This is a genomic window from Streptomyces sp. NPDC007872 (genome assembly GCF_042868165.1).
Lineage (GTDB): Bacteria > Actinomycetota > Actinomycetes > Streptomycetales > Streptomycetaceae > Streptomyces.
On the sequence record NZ_JBIAEA010000003.1, the window covers coordinates 794048 to 813786 of the forward strand.

Annotated in this window: 17 protein-coding genes; 4 read left to right on the plus strand and 13 right to left on the minus strand. The window is 74.1% G+C overall.

The genetic code is table 11. The features are described from left to right. Positions 1–280 precede the first annotated feature (280 nt). The 6 genes from ACFYNX_RS14055 to ACFYNX_RS14080 all read right to left on the minus strand — a co-directional run bounded on the left by ACFYNX_RS14055 (position 281) and on the right by ACFYNX_RS14080 (position 9468). Positions 281–2503 (minus strand): SpoIIE family protein phosphatase, encoded by a 2223-nt coding sequence (locus ACFYNX_RS14055; protein WP_388661350.1) that lies wholly within the window; start codon positions 2501–2503, stop codon positions 281–283. Further along, positions 2500–2928 carry an STAS domain-containing protein gene (locus ACFYNX_RS14060; RefSeq protein ID WP_365544119.1) on the minus strand — a complete coding sequence of 143 codons (429 nt, stop codon included), beginning with the start codon at positions 2926–2928 and terminating at the stop codon, positions 2500–2502. Before ACFYNX_RS14060 ends, ACFYNX_RS14055 begins: the two co-directional genes overlap by 4 nt. A 179-nt stretch (positions 2929–3107) precedes the next feature. After that, the gene (locus ACFYNX_RS14065; protein WP_365544122.1) at positions 3108–3389 is read right to left on the minus strand and encodes an STAS domain-containing protein; all 282 of its coding nucleotides are present in this window, start codon (positions 3387–3389) and stop codon (positions 3108–3110) included. Further along, on the minus strand, positions 3389–7537 hold the full coding sequence (locus ACFYNX_RS14070) for a SpoIIE family protein phosphatase (protein ID WP_388661354.1): 4149 nt from the start codon (positions 7535–7537) through the stop codon (positions 3389–3391). Before ACFYNX_RS14070 ends, ACFYNX_RS14065 begins: the two co-directional genes overlap by 1 nt. Positions 7538–7918: 381 nt before the next feature. Then, positions 7919–8830 carry a glucose-6-phosphate dehydrogenase assembly protein OpcA gene (opcA, locus tag ACFYNX_RS14075; protein WP_388661357.1) on the minus strand — a complete coding sequence of 304 codons (912 nt, stop codon included), beginning with the start codon at positions 8828–8830 and terminating at the stop codon, positions 7919–7921. 80 nt (positions 8831–8910) lie between these two features. Then, positions 8911–9468 (minus strand): DoxX family protein, encoded by a 558-nt coding sequence (locus tag ACFYNX_RS14080; protein ID WP_388661360.1) that lies wholly within the window; start codon positions 9466–9468, stop codon positions 8911–8913. A 296-nt stretch (positions 9469–9764) separates the two neighbouring features. On the opposite strand from ACFYNX_RS14080, the gene ACFYNX_RS14085 reads away from it, so the two are divergent. Beyond that, positions 9765–10379, plus strand: a complete 615-nt coding sequence (locus ACFYNX_RS14085; protein ID WP_388661363.1) for an HdeD family acid-resistance protein — start codon at positions 9765–9767, stop codon at positions 10377–10379. A gap of 145 nt (positions 10380–10524) precedes the next feature. Further along, entirely contained in the window at positions 10525–10947 is a 423-nt protein-coding gene (locus ACFYNX_RS14090) for a DUF350 domain-containing protein (RefSeq protein ID WP_125665033.1), read from the plus strand. 68 nt (positions 10948–11015) lie between these two features. Here the strand turns inward: ACFYNX_RS14090 and ACFYNX_RS14095 are convergent, their stop codons facing one another. The 4 genes from ACFYNX_RS14095 to ACFYNX_RS14110 all read right to left on the minus strand — a co-directional run bounded on the left by ACFYNX_RS14095 (position 11016) and on the right by ACFYNX_RS14110 (position 15067). After that, positions 11016–11519: a hypothetical protein gene (locus tag ACFYNX_RS14095; RefSeq protein ID WP_388661366.1), complete on the minus strand. Its 504-nt coding sequence runs from the start codon at positions 11517–11519 to the stop codon at positions 11016–11018. Continuing rightward, complete coding sequence (locus tag ACFYNX_RS14100) at positions 11516–12949, minus strand: WGR domain-containing protein (protein ID WP_388661369.1); 1434 nt, start codon at positions 12947–12949, stop codon at positions 11516–11518. Before ACFYNX_RS14100 ends, ACFYNX_RS14095 begins: the two co-directional genes overlap by 4 nt. Before the next feature lie 56 nt (positions 12950–13005). Further along, on the minus strand, positions 13006–14223 hold the full coding sequence (locus tag ACFYNX_RS14105; protein WP_388661372.1) for an ROK family protein: 1218 nt from the start codon (positions 14221–14223) through the stop codon (positions 13006–13008). Between the two features lie 445 nt (positions 14224–14668). Next, positions 14669–15067, minus strand: a complete 399-nt coding sequence (locus tag ACFYNX_RS14110) for a hypothetical protein (RefSeq protein WP_388661375.1) — start codon at positions 15065–15067, stop codon at positions 14669–14671. 277 nt (positions 15068–15344) lie between these two features. Between ACFYNX_RS14110 and ACFYNX_RS14115 the strand changes: the two genes are divergently transcribed. Beyond that, positions 15345–15518 carry a hypothetical protein gene (locus tag ACFYNX_RS14115; RefSeq protein ID WP_388661378.1) on the plus strand — a complete coding sequence of 58 codons (174 nt, stop codon included), beginning with the start codon at positions 15345–15347 and terminating at the stop codon, positions 15516–15518. Between the two features lie 4 nt (positions 15519–15522). On the opposite strand, the gene ACFYNX_RS14120 is transcribed toward ACFYNX_RS14115, so the two are convergent. The 3 genes from ACFYNX_RS14120 to xylB form a co-directional block, all read right to left on the minus strand. After that, positions 15523–16453, minus strand: a protein-coding gene (locus ACFYNX_RS14120) for an IS5 family transposase (RefSeq protein ID WP_388661564.1) whose coding sequence is annotated in 2 segments (ribosomal slippage) — positions 15523–15999 and positions 16001–16453 — 930 coding nt in all. Because the reading frame shifts where the segments join, the coding sequence is not laid out codon by codon here. Positions 16454–16506: 53 nt separating this feature from the next. Beyond that, positions 16507–16740, minus strand: coding sequence for a hypothetical protein (locus ACFYNX_RS14125; RefSeq protein WP_388661380.1), 234 nt, complete (start codon positions 16738–16740; stop codon positions 16507–16509). Between the two features lie 118 nt (positions 16741–16858). Beyond that, complete coding sequence (gene xylB, locus ACFYNX_RS14130; protein ID WP_388661383.1) at positions 16859–18343, minus strand: xylulokinase; 1485 nt, start codon at positions 18341–18343, stop codon at positions 16859–16861. Positions 18344–18500: 157 nt separating this feature from the next. Between xylB and xylA the strand changes: the two genes are divergently transcribed. Beyond that, positions 18501–19673, plus strand: coding sequence for a xylose isomerase (gene xylA, locus ACFYNX_RS14135; protein WP_388661386.1), 1173 nt, complete (start codon positions 18501–18503; stop codon positions 19671–19673). Positions 19674–19739: the final 66 nt, after the last annotated feature.

Sequence of the window (19739 nt, forward strand, 5' to 3'; positions counted from 1 at the left end):
ACCCGCCGAGGTCCGTCCTCCCGCGCTGCCGGGGCGCGGCCAGATGCCGATGTGATGGGCGGCCACGGGGTCGGACCGCCACCCGTGCACGAGTTCGGCGTCGTCCGTGTCGAGTGCCGCGAGGCCGACGGACCGGGCCCGCCAGGAGAGCTCCCTGCCGGCTTCCGCGCCCTGTTCGCCGTCCGTGGTCCCGATGTCTTCGATCATGGGCGGATGCCAGGCGCGCCCCCGGGCCGGGACCACCGGTTTTCTCCGCTCGCCGGCACCGTCGGGACCCGCGTCACTTCCCGGGGCGGGTGGCCGTCAGGACGAGGGCGGCCTGGTCGTCGTCGATGCCGTGGTCGCCGGTGAAGTCCCGTACGGCCCGGGTGAGGGTCTCGACGACGTGGTGGGGGCCGGTCCGGGGCGGGGCGCCGGCCAGGGCCGCGGCGAGGCGGTCCTCGCCGAACTGTTCGCCGTCGGCGTCGCGGGCCTCGGTGATGCCGTCGGTGTAGAGCAGGAGGCTCTCGTCCGGCCGCAGGAGGAGGCGGTGTGCGGTGAGGTGGGTCTCGGGCCCGATGCCCAGCAGGGCGCCGGGCACGTCGACGGTGCGGACGGTTCCCCGGGCGTCCAGGTGGAGGGGCATGGTGTGGCCGGCGCGGACGAGTTCGACCTCCAGGCCGTGGTCGGTGGGGGTGAGCCGGCCGTAGACGAGGGTGACGAAGCCGGTGCCGTGTCCGGCGGGCCGGTTGATCAGGGCCTGGTTGACCGCCGTGACGACGGCCTCGGGACCGGGCAGGAGGGGGGCCACGGCGCGGGCGGTGTGACGGACCAGGGCGGTGGTGGTGGCGGCGATGGCGCCGCGTCCGCAGACGTCACCGAGCAGGAACGCCCACCGGTCCCCCTCCAGCGGGAAGACGTCGTAGAAGTCGCCGCCGATGTCGAGTCCCTCGCCGGCGGGGTGGTAGTAGGTGGCCACCTCGGCCCCGGGCACCCGGGGCAGGTCGGGCAGGAGGAGTCCGGCCTGGAGATCGCGGGCGAGGGCGGCGCGGTGGGTGTACTGGCGGGCGTTGCGGGCGGCCAGGGCGGCGCGCCGGGTGAGTTCCTCGGCCAGGGCGACGGTGTGCCCGTCGAAGGCGTGCTCGCCGGTGGACAGCAGGGTCACGGCGCCGAACGCCGTGCCCCGGTCGAGGAGGGGGAGGCACACGTAGCCGGTGACGCCCAGCTCGCGCCAGGGGCCGGGCCCGGAGGGGGTGCGGCGGGCCACTTCGGTCACGCCGGAGGCCAGGACGCGGGCGACGGCGTCGTCGTCGGCGTCGTAGACGGGGATGTGCGAGGCCAGGAGGTCCTGCTGGTGCCGGGTGGGGGCGGCGGTGGCCACGCGGCGCACCCGGCCGCCCTCGACGACGTCGACCGTGCCCAGCGGTGCCAGTCTCGGCACGCAGGCCGTGGCCAGGCGGTGCAGCGTCTGGGGGGCGTCCAGGTCGGAGGAGAGGGCGGTACTGGCGTTCAGGAGGAAGGCCAGGTCGTCGCGGGCGGCCTGTTCGCGGGCCTCCGCCGCCCGGCGCGCCTGCTCGGCCCGGTGGCGCTCGATGGCCAGGGCGGCGGTGCGGGCGAAGACCCGGGCGAGCGCGAGGTCGGCCTCCCGCGGGGTCCGCGGGGTGCGGTGGTACATCGCGAAGGTGCCCAGGAGCGAGCCGTCGCGGGCCAGGATCGGGGTGGACCAGCAGGCGGCCACGCCGGCCTTGTCGGCAAGGTCGCGGAAGTCGTCCCAGAAGGGGTCGGTGGCGATGTCGGTGACGATCACCGGCCGGCGGCGGTGCGCGGCGGTGCCGCAGGAGCCCACGCCCTCGCCCGTGGCGATGCCGTCGATGGCCCGGTTGTAGAAGTCGGGCAGGCTGGGGGCCGCGCCGTGGCGCAGGTGGCCTCCGTCGGCGTCGGCGAGCAGGACCGACACCAGTACCTCTTCGGGGGCGAGGTCCTCGATGGCGCGGGCCATGCCCTCCAGGACCTCGGGCAGGGGGGCCTGGCGGGCGATCTGTTCGAGCAGTACCCGGTGTTCGGCCGTCAGCCGCTGCGCGTGCTGGACCTGGGTGGTCTCCACCCCGATCACCCGTACGCCCGTGACGTTGCCGCCGGCGTCCAGGCGGGGCTCGTAGGTGAAGTCGAAGAACGCCTCGCGCGCCTTCTCCCCCTCACCCAGCACCACTCGGGCGTTGCGGCCGACGTGGGCCTTGCCCGTGCGGTAGACCCGGTCCAGCAGGCCGATGAACCCCTGGGCGACCAGCTCCGGCATGAGCTGCCCCAGCGGCACCCCGGTGCGGGTGCGCTCCGGTCCGCCGATCGCCGCGAAGAAGGCGGGGTTCGCCGCCTCCAGCATGTGCGCCGGCCCGGCCAGGGAGGCGAACACGGCCATCGACTGTCCGAACAGGGCCCGCAGGTCGCCCTCCGCGCCGCTGTCGGCCGCGCGTGCCGCCGGCACCTGGGCGGACCGGGTCGTCCGCCGTCCTGACGCGCCCGTCATCCGACGTTTTCCCCGCTCGGTCGCACCGGCTCGTCGGTGCCCGCGGCGAGCGCGCCGTGGTCGGCCGCGTGCGCGGCCAGGGCCTCGTCGGCGTCGGCGTACAGGGAGAAGATCTGGTTGAGCCCCGTCAGGGTGAACAGGCGGTCCAGGAAGGCGGGCACCGCCGCCAGGCGCAGGACCCGGCTCTGCCCGGAGAGCTGGTTGTACAGCTTCAGCAGGGCGGTGATGCCGGTGGAGTCGCAGTAGGTGAGGTGGGAGCAGTCGATCACCACCGCGCCCGTGTCCCCTCCGGTGCCCAGTTCCCTGTCGCCGGCCTCGTACAACTGCACCGCGCTGTGGAAGTCGAGGTCCCCGCGCAGCACGAATACCACTCCTCGCGTGTCACGTCTGACGTCTACCGCGAACACCCTCAGTTCCCTCCGCATGCGGTTCCCGGCGGGAACCCGTGGTAAAGATCGGGAGAATAGTACGTTCACCCCGATGTGCCCGGAATCCCGTCTCCCGGGCGGGGGCCGCGTCCCTCGTCACCGCCGGGTTCCGTCGGGACCGAAGCGGACCCCTACCCCCTCGTCGGCGCGCCACACCGGGACTTTCGGCACGTGCGTCAGTGGCGCGTGGTCAGGTCGGTCAGTCCGGAGATGGTCAGGACCGGGGCCAGGAGCGGGCCGGCGACGAGTTCGAGGCGGTCGGCGTGGGAGAAGAGGACGCTCAGGCCGGCGCTGTCGAGGTACTCGACGTCGGTCAGGTCGAGGACGAGGGGGCCCGGGGTGCCGTCGAGCGCGGCGGCCAGGCTGGACGTGTTGCTCATGTCGATCTCGCCGACCGCGGTGAGCACGGCCGTGCCGTCCGGCCGCCGACCGGGCGTGAGGGTCAGGGGTGTGGTCATCAGGCGATCCTCGTGTGCATGTCGACGGTGGTTCCGGTGGGGCCCTGGGTGACGGTGACCTGCTGCATCAGGGCCCGCATCAGGGCCATGCCGCGGCCGCGGTGGGCGTTGCGCTCGGGTTGGGGCACCTTCCACCGTCCGGTGTCCGTGACGGTCAGGCGCAGGTTGTCGACGGATGCCTCGGCCCGGAAGTGGACGGCGTCGCCGGGGGCGTCGCGGTGCCCGTGCTCGATGGCGTTGGCACAGGCCTCGCCCGCCGCCACGAGGATGTTCTGCGCGGTGCCGGGCGGCAGGTCGCACTGGTCGAGCCAGCCGCGCAGGGCCTTGCGGACGGGGGCGAGCTGTCCCGATTCCGCGGGGAAGGTCATCTCCAGCGGGGCCGGGTGGCGGTAGAGCAGCAGGGCGACGTCGTCGTCGTAGCCGTCGGCGGGGGCCAGCCGGGACATGACGTCGGTGGCGAGGTCGTCGACCGCGGTGTTCCGGCCGTCCTGGAGCGCTTCACCGGCCTGATCTATGCCTGCGCTGAGCGGGCGGCGGCGGCGTTCGACGAGCCCGTCGGTGTACAGCAGCAGGGTGGAGCGGGCCGAGATCGTGCATTCGCCCTCGGGACGCGGGGTGCCGGGACGGACGGCCAGGGGCAGGGAGCGCCCGTCCTCGAGCAGCCGGGTGGTGCCGTCGGGCTGCACGAGGATGCCCGGAGGGTGACCGGCACTGGAGTAGGTGAGCCGTCCGGTGTCGGGATCGAGGATCCCGCAGAAGGCGGTGGTGCACATCGCGCCGGGAACACCGGCGGCGAACCGGTCCAGGGCCATGAGCGCCTGGGCCGGGCCGGCGTCCTGCAGCAGCAGGGCGCGGCAGGCGCTGCGCAACTGGCCCATGACGCTGGCGGCCTCCAGACCGCGGCCGACGCAGTCGCCGACGACGATGCCGATGCGGCCGTCGGGCAGGGCGACGGTGTCGTACCAGTCTCCGCCGACCTCCAGGGGCCGGGTGGCGGGTTCGTAGCGGACGGCGAAGCCGTCGGGCAGGTGGGACGGGCCGAGGATGGCGCGCTGCAGGGCGATGGCGGTCTCGCGCTGCTGGTCGATCTGGTGCGCGCGGGCCAGGCCCTGGGCGATGTGTCCGGCGAGGAGGGACAGCAGGAGCTGGTCCTCGCCGGTGAAGGGCCGCTGTTCGCCCAGGTCGATCCACAGCGCCAGGGTGCCTTCCGGATGTTCCAGGACGACGGTGGCCTCGCCCTGTCCCGGAAGGGCGGTGAGCACCGGCTGTTCGCGCAGACCGGTGAGCAGTCGGCGGCGTTCGTCGGGCAGTTCCTGCCAGGTGAGGGCGGTGTCGGTGCGGGTGAGGGCGGGTTCGCCACCGGTGCCGAAGACCACGGCCGTCACCTGCTGGGCACGCCACAGCTTCTTCAGTTCCTCCAGTGAGCCCTCGAGGGCGTCGGGCAGGCTGGAGGCCCGGGACAGGCGTGTGCTCAGGGCGGCCAGCGCGGTTTCGCGCTGGATGGCGTAGTGCTCGGCGCTCACGTCGCGGAAGGTGCCGACGATGACGGTGCGGTCGGTGTCGGGGTCCTGGACCTGGTTGAACGTGGCGGTCACCCACAGGCGATGGCCGTCCCTGTGGGTGACGGGGATGGTGTAGCTGCCCCGTTCCTGGCCGGTCAGCGTGGCGAAGGCCTCGGCGACCTGGCGGTGGGCCTCGGGGTCGTTGGTCGCGTCGGGCCACCAGGGGTGGACCGGCCGGTAGGGCAGTTCCTCGGGGCCGTAGCCGAGGATGGTGGTGAAGGAGGCGTTGATCTCGATGACCGCGCCTTCCTCGTCGCAGACGAAGAACGCCTCCTGGAGCGAGTCGATCAGGGCGGTGCGCCAGCGGGTGTGGTGGTTGCGCAGCCGGGCCAGCTTCACGTTGGCCTCGACCCGGGCGAGGAGTTCGGCCGCCGCGAACGGCTTGACGAGGTAGTCGTCCGCACCCGCCCGCAGGCCTTCGATGGAGGCCTCCTGTCCGGCGCGGGCGGACAGGAGCAGGACCGGCACCGAGGCGGTGCGCGGGTCGACGCGCAGCGTCCGGACCAGGTCCAGGCCGTTCAGGCGGGGCATCATGACGTCGCTGACCACCACGTCGGGGGCTTCCGCGCGAACGGCGTCGAGGGCCTGTCGGCCGTCCTCGACCGCGTGGACCAGGTGGCCGGCGCCGCGCAGCAGCCGGGCGAGGTACTCGCGCATGTCGGCGTTGTCGTCGGCGATCAGCACGCGCGCCGGGGCCGTCGGACGGATCGGCCGCGCGTCGTCGCCGGTGTCCGCGACGTCCGGGGCGGCACCGAGCGCGGGGGCCGTCGCCGTGGTCCCCTCGCCCGGCAGCCAGCGCAGGGCTTCCTGGAGGAAGGGGTCGGCGGCGGGGAAGGCTGTGGCCCCCGTCTCCGGTCGGACGGCGCCGGCGCCGGGCTCCGGCCGGACGGCGTCGGCGGGCAGGTGGGCGGAGCCGAAGGGCAGCCGGATGGTGAAGCGGGTGCCCTCGCCCTCGGTGGAGGCGGCGGTGATGGCGCCGCCGTGCAGGCCCACCAGTTCCTTCACCAGGGCCAGGCCGATGCCGCTGCCCTCGCCGGAGCGGGAGCGGGCGTTCTCGATGCGGTGGAACCGCTCGAACAGCCGGGGCATCTCGTCGGCCGCCACGCCGATCCCGGTGTCCGCGACCGTCACCACGGCCTCGCCCTCCTCCGCGCGCACGCCCACGTGGATCGTGCCGTCGAAGGTGAACTTCAGCGCGTTGCTGAGCAGGTTGAGGACCACCTTCTCCCACATGCCGCGGTCGACGTACACCGGCTCGGACAGCGGCGCGCAGTCGACGTGGAAGGCCAGGCCGGCCTTGTCCACGGCGGAGCGGAACACGCTGGCCAGCTCGCCGGTGACCGCGGCCAGGTCGACCGGTTCGTAGCTCGCCCGCATCCGGCCCGCCTCGATGCGGGAGAAGTCGAGGAGCGTGTTGACCAGCTTGCCGAGCCGCAGCCCGTTGCGGTGGACGGCCTCCAGCTCCTCCCGTACGCGCGGATCCGCGTCGGCGAGCTGCTGCCGCAGTTCCTGGACCGGCCCCATGATCAGGGTCAGGGGGGTGCGGAACTCGTGGCTGATGTTGGAGAAGAACGTCGTCTTGGCCCGGTCGAGCTCCGCGAGCTCCTCGGCGCGGCGCTGCTGCGCCTGGTAGCCGCGGGCGCTGGCGACTCCGGCGGCCACGTGCCCGGCGACCAGTTCCACGAAGCCCCGGTAGTCCTCGTCCAGGGCGCGGTAGCGGTTCAGGCCCGCCACCATGAACCCGTACGGTGCTCCGCCCTGTTGGAGCAGGGGGACGACGAGGGCCTCGGTGGGCGCCTCCTCCCACGCCCCGGAGGGCAGGTCCGCGAACGGCTCGCCGTCCAGGGGCACGAGCACGGACTCCCCGCGGGCGGGGGCGTCCGTCGGCCACACGGACGCGGAGTCCGCGGGGAGGACCTCCGCGGCCGCCGGATGGCCGGCCGGGATGCCGGCGGCCGAGGCGAGGCGGGCGGTGCCGTCGTCGTGGAAGAGGTAGGTCAGGGCGAACGGCAGGTCGTGCGGGTTGCGGCCGAGCTGCTCGCCGGCGAAGTCGAGCATCTCCGGCTCGGTGCGGATGACGCTGGGGTCGGACCCCAGGTCGCGCAGGGTCGCCATGCGGCGCTCGCCGATGACCCGCTCCGTTTCCTCGCTGACCACGCACAGCATGCCGACCACGGCGCCGTCGTCGTCGCGCAGCGGGCTGTAGGAGAAGGTGTGGTAGCTCTCCTCCGGGTAGCCGGAGCGCTCGACGAACAGCAGCAGCGCCTCGTCCCAGGTCGCCTCGCCGCTGTTCAGGACGGTGTCGATGCGCGGACCGATGTCGCCCCAGATCTCGGACCACACCTCGCCGGACGGCCGGCCCAGCGCCCAGGGGTACTTCTGGCCCAGGGTGTCGCGCCGGTAGGCGGCGTTGCAGAAGAACGTCAGCTCCGGCCCCCACGCCATCCACATGGCGAACTTGGACGACAGCAGGATGCTCACGGCGGTCCGCAGGCTCTGCGGCCATTCCTCCGGCGGTCCCAGCGGCGTCGCCGCCCAGTCCACCCGGGCGAGGTCCTCGCCGATCTCCTTGTCCGCGGCGAACACCCCGTCCGCGGTTGTCGACGGCGTGGCGTACCCATCGGCCACGGTTGTCGACGGCGTGGCGGACCCATCGGCCTCCGAGCGCGTCACAGACCACCCTTTCGTTCGCCTCGGTCCTCGTGCGGAGCACCGGCCGAGGATTCACCGGCGCATTCCGTAGGATAAGACAACCGCGTGGGCGGCGGGCGGGGAGGTCGGCCCCGGGTGGAGGACCGGCCGTACGACGGCGACCGCGCCCGCTGCCGGAGCCCCGTTCCGACGACCGGGTCTCCGCCCTGCGCTTCCCCGCCGAGCCGGCCGGTGCCCGGCGGACGGCCGACGCGCACGCTCCCGTACCGGGGAGAGCGGCCGTCACCACCCGCCGGTACCGACGGGCCCGCCGGGTCAGGCGCTGCCGCGCAGGGCCGCCTCGTAGGCCTCGTCGGGGTCGAGCCGGCGCAGTTCCTCGGCGATCAGCTCGGCGGTGGAGCGGACCTTGAGGGCGAGGACCCGGTGGGGCTGGCCGGGGATGGAGAGGCGGGCCACGGGTCCGTCGGGCCGGTCGATGAGGATCTCGCCGTCCGGGGTGCCCATGCGGACGGCGGTGACCACGGGGCCGTCGGTGACGACCCGGTCGACGGGGACGCCGAGCCGGACCTCGAACCAGCGGGCGAGGAGTTCGGCGCTGGGGTTCTCCGCCTCGCTCTCGACGGCGGCGGAGGTGAGGGTGAGCGGTGCCTGGTCGAGCGCGGCGGCCAGCATCGAGCGCCAGGGGGTGAGCCGCGTCCAGGCGAGGTCCGTGTCGCCGGGGGCGTACGAGGCGGCGCGGGTCTCCAGGACGGAGAGTGGGTCCTCCACCGCGTACGCGTCGGTGATGCGGCGCTGGGCGAGCGAGCCGAGGGGGTCCTTGGAGGGGACCTCGGGGGCGTCGACGGGCCACCAGACCACGACGGGCGCGTCCGGCAGGAGCAGGGGCAGGACCACGGACTCGGCGCGGGCGCAGAGTTCGCCGTGGAGCCGGAGCACGACCGTCTCGCCCGAACCGGCGTCGCTGCCGAGCCGGACCTCGGCGTCGAGCCGGGTCTCGTGCCGCTCGCGCGGGGCCCGGGCGTGGCGCTTGATGACCACGAGGATGCGGGAGGGGTGCTCCCGGGAGGCCTCGTTGGCCGCCTTGACGGCGTCGTAGGCGTTCTCCTCGTCGGTCACGACGACGAGGGTGAGCACGGCGCCGACGGCGGGGGTGCCGACGTCCCTGCGGCCCTTCAGGATCGCCCTGTTGATCTCGCTGGAATTGGTGTCCGTCAGATCGATCTTCATGGTGCGGCGCCCGTCCCTTCCTCTCCGGCGAGCCTAACCCTCCGGCGCGGCGAACGCGTCCGGGTCCCCCGTGCCCCCGGCTAGGACGGCTCGGGAGCCTCTTCGGGGCCCGGCCCGGAGTCCGGCGCGGAGTCCGCCCGGCCCTGGGCGCGGCGGCCGACGACCGCGGCGGCGGCGAACGCGGTGCCGAGGAAGGCGACGGCCACCACCCAGGGCCGGTCGAGGACGTGTCCGGTGAGGTGGTCCAGGGAGTAGCGCCCGGCACCGGTGACGCCGATCGCGGCGGCGGTGAAGCCGAGGAAGGCGGGGTACTCGTAGCCCCCGCCCTGGGCGAAGAAGCCGGCCGGGGCGTGCACCGAGACGGCGCCAGCCATGGCGCCGGCCGCGGCGGCCCCGGCGGCCGGGGTGGCGAGGCCGAGGGCGAGGAGGGCGCCGCCGCCGGCCTCGCCGAGACCGGCGGCGATCGCGCTCTGCCGGCCCGGCGAGAAGCCCATCGCCTCCATCGCCCTGCTCGTGCCCTCGACGCCTCCCCCGCCGAACCAGCCGAAGAGCTTCTGCGTGCCGTGCGCGGCGAGCACGGCGCCGGTGCCGGCCCTCAGCACGAGCAGCCCGAGGTCGCGTCGGTTGGGGTGGGCCATGGGGTTCTCCAGGTGCGGGAGGGGGACGCGTACGCCGTCCACTGTCGTCGCCCGCCGGGACGCGTGCCGTCCGAGGCCCGGATCCCTACTCCATACGAGTCACCTTTTGCGGCTTTTGTCCGCCGTTGTTTTAGTGGGAGGGCCGTCGCCGTCCCGGAGACCGCCCCGAGGACCGTCCCGCAGACCGCCCCGAAGACCGTCGCGAGCCGCGCCCCGGAGAGCGGCCCGAGGAAAGGGACGCGCACGTCCTCCGGGTCCGCCGGGACCGCACCCCCACGAAAGGACGGGCCCGTCCCATGACAGAGACTCACGACCGTTCCCATGAGCGCCCCCAGGACCGGGAGGCCCTGACCGGGCCCCTCGGCATGCTGGCGGGCGCCGCCTGGCAGGCCCTGCTCCTCGCCGGCTTCGTGGCGCTGGTCCTCGGCGTCCTCGTCCTGGTCTGGCCGGGCGCCTCGCTGGTCGTGGCCGGTGTGCTCTTCGGCCTCTACCTGCTGTTCAGCGGTGTGATGCAGTTGGTCGCCGCCTTCGGCACCCATGTGAGCACCGCGCTGCGGGTCATGGCCTTCATCAGCGGCGCCCTCTCGATCCTGCTCGGTCTGCTCTGCTTCCGGGGCGCGATGCAGTCGATCCTGCTGCTCGCGCTCTGGATCGGCATCGGCTGGCTCTTCCGGGGCATCACGCAGACCGTGGCGGCGGCCTCCGACCCGGCGATGCCGGCCCGGGGGTGGCAGGTCTTCCTCGGCGTCGTCAGCGCGCTGGCCGGGGTGGTCCTGATCGTGTCCCCGCTGGAGTCGGCGGCGGTGCTCACGCTCCTCGGCGGCATCTGGCTCGTCGCCGTCGGCGCCGTCGAGATCGTCACGGCCCTCCAGGTGCGCTCGCGCGCCAGGAAGCTGCCGCCGGGGGCCTGACGGGACCTCATGTGCGCGATCGCCGTCCTCCGCCGTCCGTCCGGTCTCCGGGCGGGCGGCGGTCGCCGTTGACGCGTGCGCTACATTTTGCCGGTCCTTGACCGCCGATCCCCCGCGATCGTGAACCCTTCGGAGCCGGCATCCCATGAGCGACATCGTCAACGGTCTCGGCCGGACCAGCGCCTACGGCGCCCTCGGCGTGGTCCTGCTGATCCTCGGCATCGTGCTCGTGGACCTGCTGACCCCCGGCAAGCTCGGGCGTCAGATCTGGGAGGACCGCAACCGCAACGCCGCGATCCTGCTGAGCTCGGCGCTCCTGGGCATCGGCGGCATCGTCTTCACCTCGATCTGGACGACGTACGACGACTTCGGCAAGGGTCTCGCCTCGACCGCCGCGTTCGGCCTGCTCGGCCTGGTGCTGATGGCGGTGGCCTTCCTCGTCGTCGACCTGGTCACGCCGGGGAAGCTGGGCGCCACCCTGGTCGACCCCCAGCCGCACCCGGCGGTCTGGGTGACCGCCTCCTGCAACATCGCGGTCTCGGCGATCGTCTCGGCCTCGATCGCCTGAACCCCGGAGCCCGGAGCCCGGATCACGGGTTACGGGGTACGGATTACGGACACGGACACGGACACGGGTTACGCGGGGCCCGTGGGCTCCGTGGGCTCCGCCTCCAGGAAGCGGCGGCCACGCGGCCCCTTGTAGAGCAGGGCGTCCCAGCCGAGCCGGGCCAGGACGGGGACGCACGCGCCGAGCGCCTCCGCCTCCTCCCGCGCGGCGCCCGAACCCGGCGGGCCCAGCCACTCCACAACGGCCGTGCCGGGCCGCTCCCCCGCCCGGACCCGGTAGCCGGTGGAGACCCGTGCCCCGGCGGCGTCCACCGACGAGGGCGTGATCCCGCCGGACTCCAGGGCCAGGGCCACCGCCCGGACCGGCTGCCGGCGCTCCCAGTCGGCGGGCACGGCCTTCGGGTCGCCGCCCCGGCCCAGGGTCAGCCGTCTGATCTGGAGCAGCCCGTCGAGGGCGGTCCGGACCTCCCGGGAACGCTGCTCGGCGTCGGCCGGGGGCAGGGGCGGTCCGTCGCCCGTGGCCGCCTCGAAGACGCCACCGCCGCCCCCGTCCCCCTCTCCCCGTACCGTCACCGCAGCCGCCGGATGTCGCCGCGGACCCGGTAGAAGCCGCCCGCGGCGGGGTGCAGTGCGTCGACCACGTACCGCGCGCCGGGCTCGCGGATCGCACGCGGGAACTGCACGTTCCACGAGGAGTCGTAACCCCCCGAGACGACCCGCACCCGGGTCCGGCCCGGCTCGCCGACGCACTCCACTACCACCGCGCCCGCCGGGGCGTCGCTGACGACGGTCACGGCGCCGGCGGTCGTGGCCGGCTCGTACACCGGCAGCGCGGCGGCGAGCTTGACGTCCCGGGCGACCGGGACCGTGCCCCGCTGGGCGGCCGTGATCGCGGCCTCGCTCGCGTCCACGCAGACCAGCGAGCCGTCGGTGGTCACCAGGTAGAGCCGCTCGTCCCGGTACTGCATGGAGAGCGCCGAGCCGCCGCCCGTGCCGAGCTTCCAGAGCCGGGTGCCGTCCTCCGCGAAGCAGTAGACGGAGGAGGACGAGTCGCCGGCGAAGACGAACCGGCCGCCGGGCGAGGTGGCGCAGGAGTACACCGGGCTGTCGCAGGAGTACACCGCCTCCACGCGTCCGTCCTTCTTCGCGAGCCGCTGCACCTTCTTGCGGCCCGTGCCCGCGTAGACCGCGGTGTCCTCCTGCCAGCCGAAGAGGACCGCGCCGTCGGTGGCCGTGTGCCACAGCTCGCCGCCGCCGTCCGGCGCGTGGGCCGCGACGCCGCGCGTGTCCCCGTAGTAGACGGCGTCGCCGTCGGCGCGGACCATCCAGGCGTGCTCGCCCTGCCCGCCGCGCGCCCACTGGTGCTCGTCCTCGTGGTCGATGACGGTGAGCCGGCCGGAGCGGTCGGCGACGTGCAGGACGCCCTCGTGGATGTCGAGCCAGAAGATGTCGACGTCGGTGGCGATGTCGTACGCGGCGAAGGGGAGCTTGGACGACAGGTCGTACACCTTGCCGTCGTCGCAGCCCGCGTAGATCCAGAAGTCGTCGGCGACCAGGCACTTGACGCCGTCCGGCAGGCTGAAGCGGGCCTGGACCTCGCCGGTGCGGTCGAGCGTGAAGACGTCCCCCGCCTGGTTGCCGACCCAGCAGCGCTCCTCGTCGACGTGGATGCCGAAGGCGGCCGAGCCCGTCCGGAAGCGCCAGAGGACCGGGGCGACGGCCCGCGCGGTGGAGGGCGCCGAGGTCACCGCGCGGCGCGTCACCGGACGGGCGGCGCGCACTCCGCGCACTGCGGGCGCGTAGCCCTTGCGGACCTTCTCCCCTATCTTCTTCGCGGCGGCGGCCCGGGCCTTCTGCGCGGTCGGGAACGCGGAGCGCTGCGTCTGTCCGTCGGTGCCGATCCGGCCGTAGCGGACCGACACCGCGAGGTCCTCGACGGTCACTTCGTAGAACTTGTGGGCACCGCCGCCGTCCTGCGACAGCTCCAGGTAAGTCGTCGTCATGGGAAGAACGTTAGGGGTGACCACTGACAACGCCCCGGTGCGGGCGAGGGACGTGGTCACTCACCGCGGCCGCCCGCCGCGGCGTGGGCCAGCGGGTCGGCGAGGACGTCGCGGAGGACGAGGGCCGCCGCGCCCCGGGCCGCGTCGGTGGCGGCGGAGGCCGGGCGCAGGCGGCCCGCGTCCGGGCTCCAGAGGCCGGAGACGACGCGGTCGGCGAGCTCCTCCGTCAGGGCGGGCGCCAGCCAGGGCATCAGGCGCGGGTAGATGCCGCCCAGGACGACGGCCTCGGGGTCCAGGAGGTTCACGGCCCCCGACAGGGCGCGGCCGAGCATGCGGCCCGCTTCGGCGAGGGCGGCGAGGGCGCGCGGTTCTCCGGCTCCGGCACGGCGCGCCAGGTCGGGGACGCCGGTCGCCCCCGCCGAGGCGAGGAGGGCCGCCTGTCCCGCGTACTGCTCCAGGCAGCCGCGCGAGCCGCAGCGGCAGCGGGGGCCTTCGGCGTCGACGACCGTGTGCCCGATCTCGCCGGCGAATCCGTGGGCGCCGCGCAGGAGTTCGCCGTGAACGACGATCGCGCCGCCGACGCCGATCTCCCCCGTCAGGTGCAGGAAGGTGCGCACCTCGCCGAGGGTGCCGAACCACAGCTCGGCGAGGGCCGCCGAGTTGGCCTCGTTGTCGGAGGCGACGGGGAGGCCGGCGGTGGCGGGGCGCAGGGCGGTGAGGGCGTCGGCGAAGAGGCGTTCGGCGGGGACGTCGTGCCAGCCGAGGTTGGGGGCCTGCCGGACGGTCCCGCCGGAGACGAGGCCGGGCAGGGCGAGCCCGGCCCCCGCCGGGACCAGGCCGAGCCCGGCCGCCTCGTCCAGGGCCCCGGCGGCGACGCGGGCGGCCCGGGCGAGGACCTCGCCGGCGCCGGTCCCGCGGTTGTCGAGGCGCTCGGTGCGCCGGACGCGGTCGGTGCCGGTCAGGTCGGCGACGCAGGCGGTGACGTAGTCGACGTTGATCTCGACGCCGAGTCCGGCGGGACCGGTGTCGGCCGGTTTCAGGACGGTGCCCGGCCGCCCCGCCTGTCCGCTGAAGGTCTTGCCCGACTCGACGAGGAGGCCGAGGTCGAGGAGCTGCTCGACGAGGGAGGAGACGGCGGGCCGGGTGAGTCCGACGCGGGCCGCGACGGCGGCCCGCGTGGTCTCGCCCGCCTCGTGGACGGTCCGCAGGACGAGGCTCAGGTTGTGCCGGCGCACTCCCGACTTGTCGGCCTTGGGTTCCGTGGGCTGGTTCATGGTGAGCGAGAGCCTAGTCGTCCGTTTCGTTCGTACGGCAACGGCGTCCGGGGTCCGCGCGGCACGGACGACCGCCCGAGCCGGGGACGGGCCGCCACGAGGTCTACGGCCCGACGCCCAAGGGCGTCGCCCTCCGGCCGGCCGTGCGCGCGCTCACCGCCTGGGCGAGGAGTTCCATCCGGCGCGGGGCGGCCCGCGCCGCGTCTTCCGGCACTCGGGAGACGGGGCCGCACTCGATCCGGACGGGCGCTGCGCGGAGTACGGCGCGGCCGTGCCGGTCGCGGACGTCCTGGTGGCCGTGTCCTGGTGGACGACCGGTTCCGCCGACGGGACCGGCTAGGACTTGTCCGGCCGATCATGGTGTGAGGGTGAGCGACGAGACCAGCGCATCGTCTGCCTGCGGGCGACGGCAGGCGCGGGGCGCCGTCGCCCGCGCCCGGTTCCGTCAGCCGGAGGACGCGGCGTCCTCGGCCGCCCGGACCTTCTTGACGCAGGCATCGTCGAAGGCCTTCAGACTGAGGGTTCGGTTGTCGGAGAACAGGCGGTACTCCATGACCACGGTCCAGCCGCGCTTCTCGAACACTGCCTGCACCACGTCGACTGTGCCGTCCGGCGCCTTTCGCTCATCGCGCTTCTTGGCCTCTGTCCACCCACGGCCGGTCAACGCGGCCGCCAGGGCATCGGTCCGGTCCACGTCCAGCGTGGAGGCGGCCGTGTCGAACCCCTTGTAAGTGACGAAACACGCAAACAGCGGGTACTTGGACGACTCCGGCATCGAGGCCGCTTCCGGATCGCTCGGCGGCGCCCCGACGTCCCTGGTGACGCCGTCGAGCACCAGGCGCATCTTGGCCTTGGTGATCGGACCGGAGTCCTCCGGCCTCGCTGAAACCGGAGCGGAGGGAGCCGCAGACGTCCCGTTCGCATCCCGATCGATACCGTCGCCACCGCAACCGGCCACTCCGATCGTCACTGCCGCCATAGAGACGACAGCCCACCCCACCCTGTTCACACGCATCCCCTTCAGCGCACGGGAGACGAACACCCCCGTGATCAGGGAAGGAGTGTGACACGAGGCGCCGACGGCCCAGGATGCAGGTTCGCCTCTCCTGTCCACTGCACTCGTGGACGCCGGGCCCGCCAGGTTGCGAGACGCCGCCGCCTCGTGGAACCGGCTGCGTGCGGAGGACGGCGAGGTCATCAGCACGGAGATCGCCGACGCGATCGTGGGGGATCCGGCTGCTCTCGTCAGCAGTGCCCGGGGCCAGAACCAGAGCGTCTACTGCTGGGTCGCATAGCGGTTTACGCCCCAAGCCAGATCGCGACGGCCGCCGCGGTGGCGGTGCCGAGGAAGACGTAGCCGCGCTTGTCGTAGCGAGTGGCGACCGCTCGGGACTGTTCCAGGCGGTTGATCGCCCGTTCGACGGCGTTGCGCTTCTTGTAGCGGTCCTCGTCGAAGCCGGGCGGCCGTCCGCCTCGGGCGCCCTTGCGCCGGCGGGCCGCCCGGCTGTCGGTCTTCTCCGGGACGGTGTGGCGGATGCCCCGCCGCCGCAGGTACTCGCGGATGGGTACGTTGCTGTAGGCCCTGTCGGCCGCGATGCGGTCGGGCTTCCCGCGCGGCCCGCCCAGGCCGGATCGGGGCACCCGGATCTTCTCCAGGACCGGCGTGAACTGGGTGCGGTCCGCCCGCTGTTCTGGTGTGACGAGCAGGGGCAGTGGGCGGCAGCGGCCGTCCGCACTCAGGTGGATCCTGCTGGTGAAACCGCCCCGCGAGCGGCCCGGATCTCACCTCCGGCACCACCTCCGCCAGGCGAGCGACGAGACTCTGCAACGGCGTCTCGGCCTGGTGTTCCATCCCTGAGGCCCCCTTTGATCTCGGGGCCGAAGGTGGGGCGGTGCGGGCGCCGGCCGCATGCCGATGCGCGCGGACGATGGTGGAGTCGACCGAGATGTCCCGCTCGATCTCGCCTGCGGCATCGGCCGCGGCCCGGACCTGCTGAAGCAGACGTTCCCATGTGCCGTCGGCCGACCACGGGCGATGGCGTTCACAGAAGGTCTTCCACGGCCCGAACCGTTCGGGCAGATCCTGCCACTGCACGCCGGTCCGCACCCGGTGCAGAATCCCGTCGATCACCTGCCGGTGGTCCCACCACCGGCCACGACGCCCGTTACTGACGGGCAGGAACGGACGCAGCCGTCTCCACTCGGCATCACTCAGATCGCCCCGCCCCACGCCCACGGGAACGATGCAGACACCGAGTAGTCACATGACCGGCCGGTCAAGTCCTAGTACCGGTTGCCGCCCCGGCGGTGGTAGGCGTCGCCGGCGGTCGGCAGGGAGTTGTGGACGGACCGGGCGTTGAAGGAGATCCGGTCGGTCCGGGCCCGGTGGCGGGCCTCTTGTTCCTGGAGGAGGCCCTCGACCGTGTCCGTGCGGCCGGCGCCCCGGCGGTGCACGACGACGAAGGCCAGTACTCCGGCGCCGATGACGACGCCGAACAGGATGAGCAGAGCGGTCATGTGTCCCTCCCCCGTGGTTACCGGCAGGGTAACCACGGGGGGGGGCATGACGGGACCAGGGTGCGGCGGTGAAGTGGATCAGGTCCGTTCCGTTCCCGGCCCCGTCCCCCGTGCCCCGTCAGCTCAGCAGGGTCGGCGTCGCGGCCGTCAGGACTCCGGCGATCCTGTCCCAGGTCTCGCCGTCGCGGGGCAGCGGGGGCAGGGTCCGGCCGGTGCCCGTGCCCCACGTGCCGACCAGGGCGACGGGGTCGGAGCCGGTGGTGGCGCCCGCCGCGAGGGCGGCCGCGCCGAGGGCGACGAGTTCGTCGGCGGCGGGGACGACCAGGGGGCGGCCGGAGAGCCTGCGGACGGTGTCGGTCCAGACCCGGCCGCGCGCGCCGCCCCCGATCAGGCGCAGCGGACGGTCCCGTACGTCCGGTGCGGCCGGGTCGAGGCCGCAGGCGGCGAGGAGTTCGTCCAGGGCGCGCAGGACGGTGAAGGCGGCGCCCTCGTAGGCGGCGCCGAGGACCGCCCGGGGGTCCGTGCCGTGCCGGAGGCCGGTGACGAGTCCGGAGGCGTGCGGGAGGTCGGGAGTGCGTTCGCCGTCGAGGTACGGCAGGACGACAACCCCGGCGCCGGGTACGGCGTCCTCCCGGTCCAGGCCGAGGAGCGCGGCGAACCGGTCGACGGCGAGGGCGCAGTTGAGCGTGCAGCCGAGCGGGAGGTACGTGCCGCCGCCGTCGGTGGCGGCGAAGCCGGCGAGCCCCGGGGCGGTGGGGCGGGCGCGGGTGGCGGCGAAGACCGTGCCGGAGGTGCCGAGGCTGACGACGGGGTGGTCGAGCAGGCCCGCGCCGCCGAGGCCGAGCCCGACGGCGGCGGCCATGTTGTCGCCGGTCCCGGCGGCGACGGCGACCGTGCGGGGCAGCCCGAGGGCCTCGGCGGCGGCCGGGGCGAGGGTGCCCACGCGGGTGGCGCCGGTGGGGGCGACGGCGGGCAGCAGGGCCGGGTCGAGGCCGACGAGGTCGAGGACCTCCGGGTCGTAGGCGCCGGTGGCGGTCCCGTACCAGCAGGTTCCGGAGGCGTCCCCGGGGTCGGTCACGGCGGTTCCCGAGAGGCGTTCGGTGAGGTGGTCGTGCGGGAGGCGGACGCCGGTGGCCGCGGCGGCCCGCTCGGGTTCGCGCTCGCGCAGCCACTGCCACTTGGCCGCGGTCATGGAGGCCACGGGGACGGATCCCGTCCGGGCCGTCCAGGCCTCCGGTCCGCCGAGGCGGGCGGCGAGGGCGGCGGCCTGGGGCGCGGAGCGGGTGTCGTTCCAGAGCAGCGCGGGCCGCAGGGGGCGTCCGCCGGGGCCGAGGGTGACGAGGCCGTGCTGCTGGCCCGCGACCGCGATGCCGGTGACGGACGCGGCGGGGACGCCCGCGTCCCGTACGGCCGAGCGGACTGCGGTGACGAGCGCCGTCCACCACTCCCCCGGGTCGCTCTCGCGCGCCCCGGCGGTTCCGGTGACGGTGTGCGGGGCGCGGCCGACGGCGAGGAGCTCGCCGGTGTCGGCGTCGACGGCGGCGGCCTTGGTGGACTGCGTGGAGCTGTCCACGCCGATCACGACGGAGCGGCTCGCGGGCACGCCCTCACCTCGTCTCGGTCTCGTCTCCCGGCGGTCGTCCCCGGAGACCGTCTCCGGGGACGGGGTCTGGCGCGGCGGCGCCCCGTCCCGTATTAGTTATCTCAGAAAACAAATCCGGTGGCCAGTCCCCGGACCGCGCACGAGAGAAGGACACACCATGCCGGACCGCTTCTCCCCCTCCCCCGCGGACCGCTTCACCTTCGGCCTCTGGACCGTCGGCTGGCAGGGCCGCGACCCCTTCGGCGAGGCCACGCGGCCCGCCCTCGACCCCGTGGAGGCCGTCGAGCGGCTCGCCGGGCTCGGCGCGTACGGCGTCACCTTCCACGACGACGACCTGATCCCCTTCGGTACGCCGGAGGCCGAGCGCGACGCGATCGTGAAGCACTTCCGGGCCGCCCTGGACCGCACGGGGCTCGCGGTGCCGATGGCCACCACGAACCTCTTCGCCCACCCCGTCTTCAAGGACGGCGCCTTCACCGCCAACGACCGGGACGTGCGCCGCTTCGCCCTGCGCAAGACCCTGCGGAACATCGACCTCGCCGTCGAGCTCGGCGCCGGCGTCTACGTGGCGTGGGGCGGCCGGGAGGGCGCCGAGTCCGGCGCGGCGAAGGACGTGCGGGTCGCGCTCGACCGGATGAAGGAGGCCTTCGACCTGCTCGGCCAGTACGTCACCGAGCAGGGCTACGACCTGCGCTTCGCGATCGAGCCCAAGCCGAACGAGCCGCGCGGCGACATCCTGCTCCCCACGATCGGACACGCGCTCGCCTTCATCGAGCGCCTGGAGCGCCCGGAGCTCGTCGGCGTGAACCCGGAGACCGGGCACGAGCAGATGGCCGGCCTCAACTTCCCGCACGGCATCGCGCAGGCGCTGTGGGCGGGCAAGCTGTTCCACATCGACCTCAACGGCCAGTCGGGCATCAAGTACGACCAGGACTTCCGCTTCGGGGCGGGCGACCTGCGCCAGGCGTTCTGGCTGGTGGACCTCCTGGAGACGGCCGGGTACGAGGGGCCGCGCCACTTCGACTTCAAGCCGGTGCGCACGGACGGCGCCGACGGGGTGTGGGAGTCCGCGAAGAACTGCATGCGCAACTACCTGGTCCTGAAGGAGCGTTCGGCCGCCTTCCGGGCCGACCCGGACGTCGTGGCGGCGCTCGACGCCTCCCGGCTGCCCGAGCTCGCCGTGCCCACGGCCGCCGACGGCCTCGCCGGGCTGCTCGCCGACCCGACGGCGTACGAGACGTTCGACGCGGACGCGGCGGCGGCGCGCTCGATGGCCTTCGAGCACCTCGACCAACTGGCCCTGGAGCACCTCCTCGGGGTGCGCCGGTAGGCGCGCGCGGCGCCGGCCGGGCGCCCGGTCGCGTCCTTCGCCGGGCTACGGATGCCAGACTGAGGA

Bases quoted from the DNA above. Each gene is read 5' to 3' on its own strand.
- ACFYNX_RS14055 (WP_388661350.1), bottom strand. From the start codon at position 2,503: ATGACGGGCGCGTCAGGACGGCGGACGACCCGGTCCGCCCAGGTGCCG.
- ACFYNX_RS14090 (WP_125665033.1), top strand. From the start codon at position 10,525: ATGAGCGACATCGTCAACGGTCTCGGCCGGACCAGCGCCTACGGCGCC.
- ACFYNX_RS14085 (WP_388661363.1), top strand. From the start codon at position 9,765: ATGACAGAGACTCACGACCGTTCCCATGAGCGCCCCCAGGACCGGGAG.
- ACFYNX_RS14105 (WP_388661372.1), bottom strand. From the start codon at position 14,223: ATGAACCAGCCCACGGAACCCAAGGCCGACAAGTCGGGAGTGCGCCGG.
- opcA (WP_388661357.1), bottom strand. From the start codon at position 8,830: ATGAAGATCGATCTGACGGACACCAATTCCAGCGAGATCAACAGGGCG.
- xylA (WP_388661386.1), top strand. From the start codon at position 18,501: ATGCCGGACCGCTTCTCCCCCTCCCCCGCGGACCGCTTCACCTTCGGC.
- ACFYNX_RS14110 (WP_388661375.1), bottom strand. From the start codon at position 15,067: ATGCGCCTGGTGCTCGACGGCGTCACCAGGGACGTCGGGGCGCCGCCG.
- ACFYNX_RS14125 (WP_388661380.1), bottom strand. From the start codon at position 16,740: ATGACCGCTCTGCTCATCCTGTTCGGCGTCGTCATCGGCGCCGGAGTA.
- ACFYNX_RS14065 (WP_365544122.1), bottom strand. From the start codon at position 3,389: ATGACCACACCCCTGACCCTCACGCCCGGTCGGCGGCCGGACGGCACG.
- ACFYNX_RS14080 (WP_388661360.1), bottom strand. From the start codon at position 9,468: ATGGCCCACCCCAACCGACGCGACCTCGGGCTGCTCGTGCTGAGGGCC.
- ACFYNX_RS14100 (WP_388661369.1), bottom strand. From the start codon at position 12,949: ATGACGACGACTTACCTGGAGCTGTCGCAGGACGGCGGCGGTGCCCAC.
- ACFYNX_RS14060 (WP_365544119.1), bottom strand. From the start codon at position 2,928: ATGCGGAGGGAACTGAGGGTGTTCGCGGTAGACGTCAGACGTGACACG.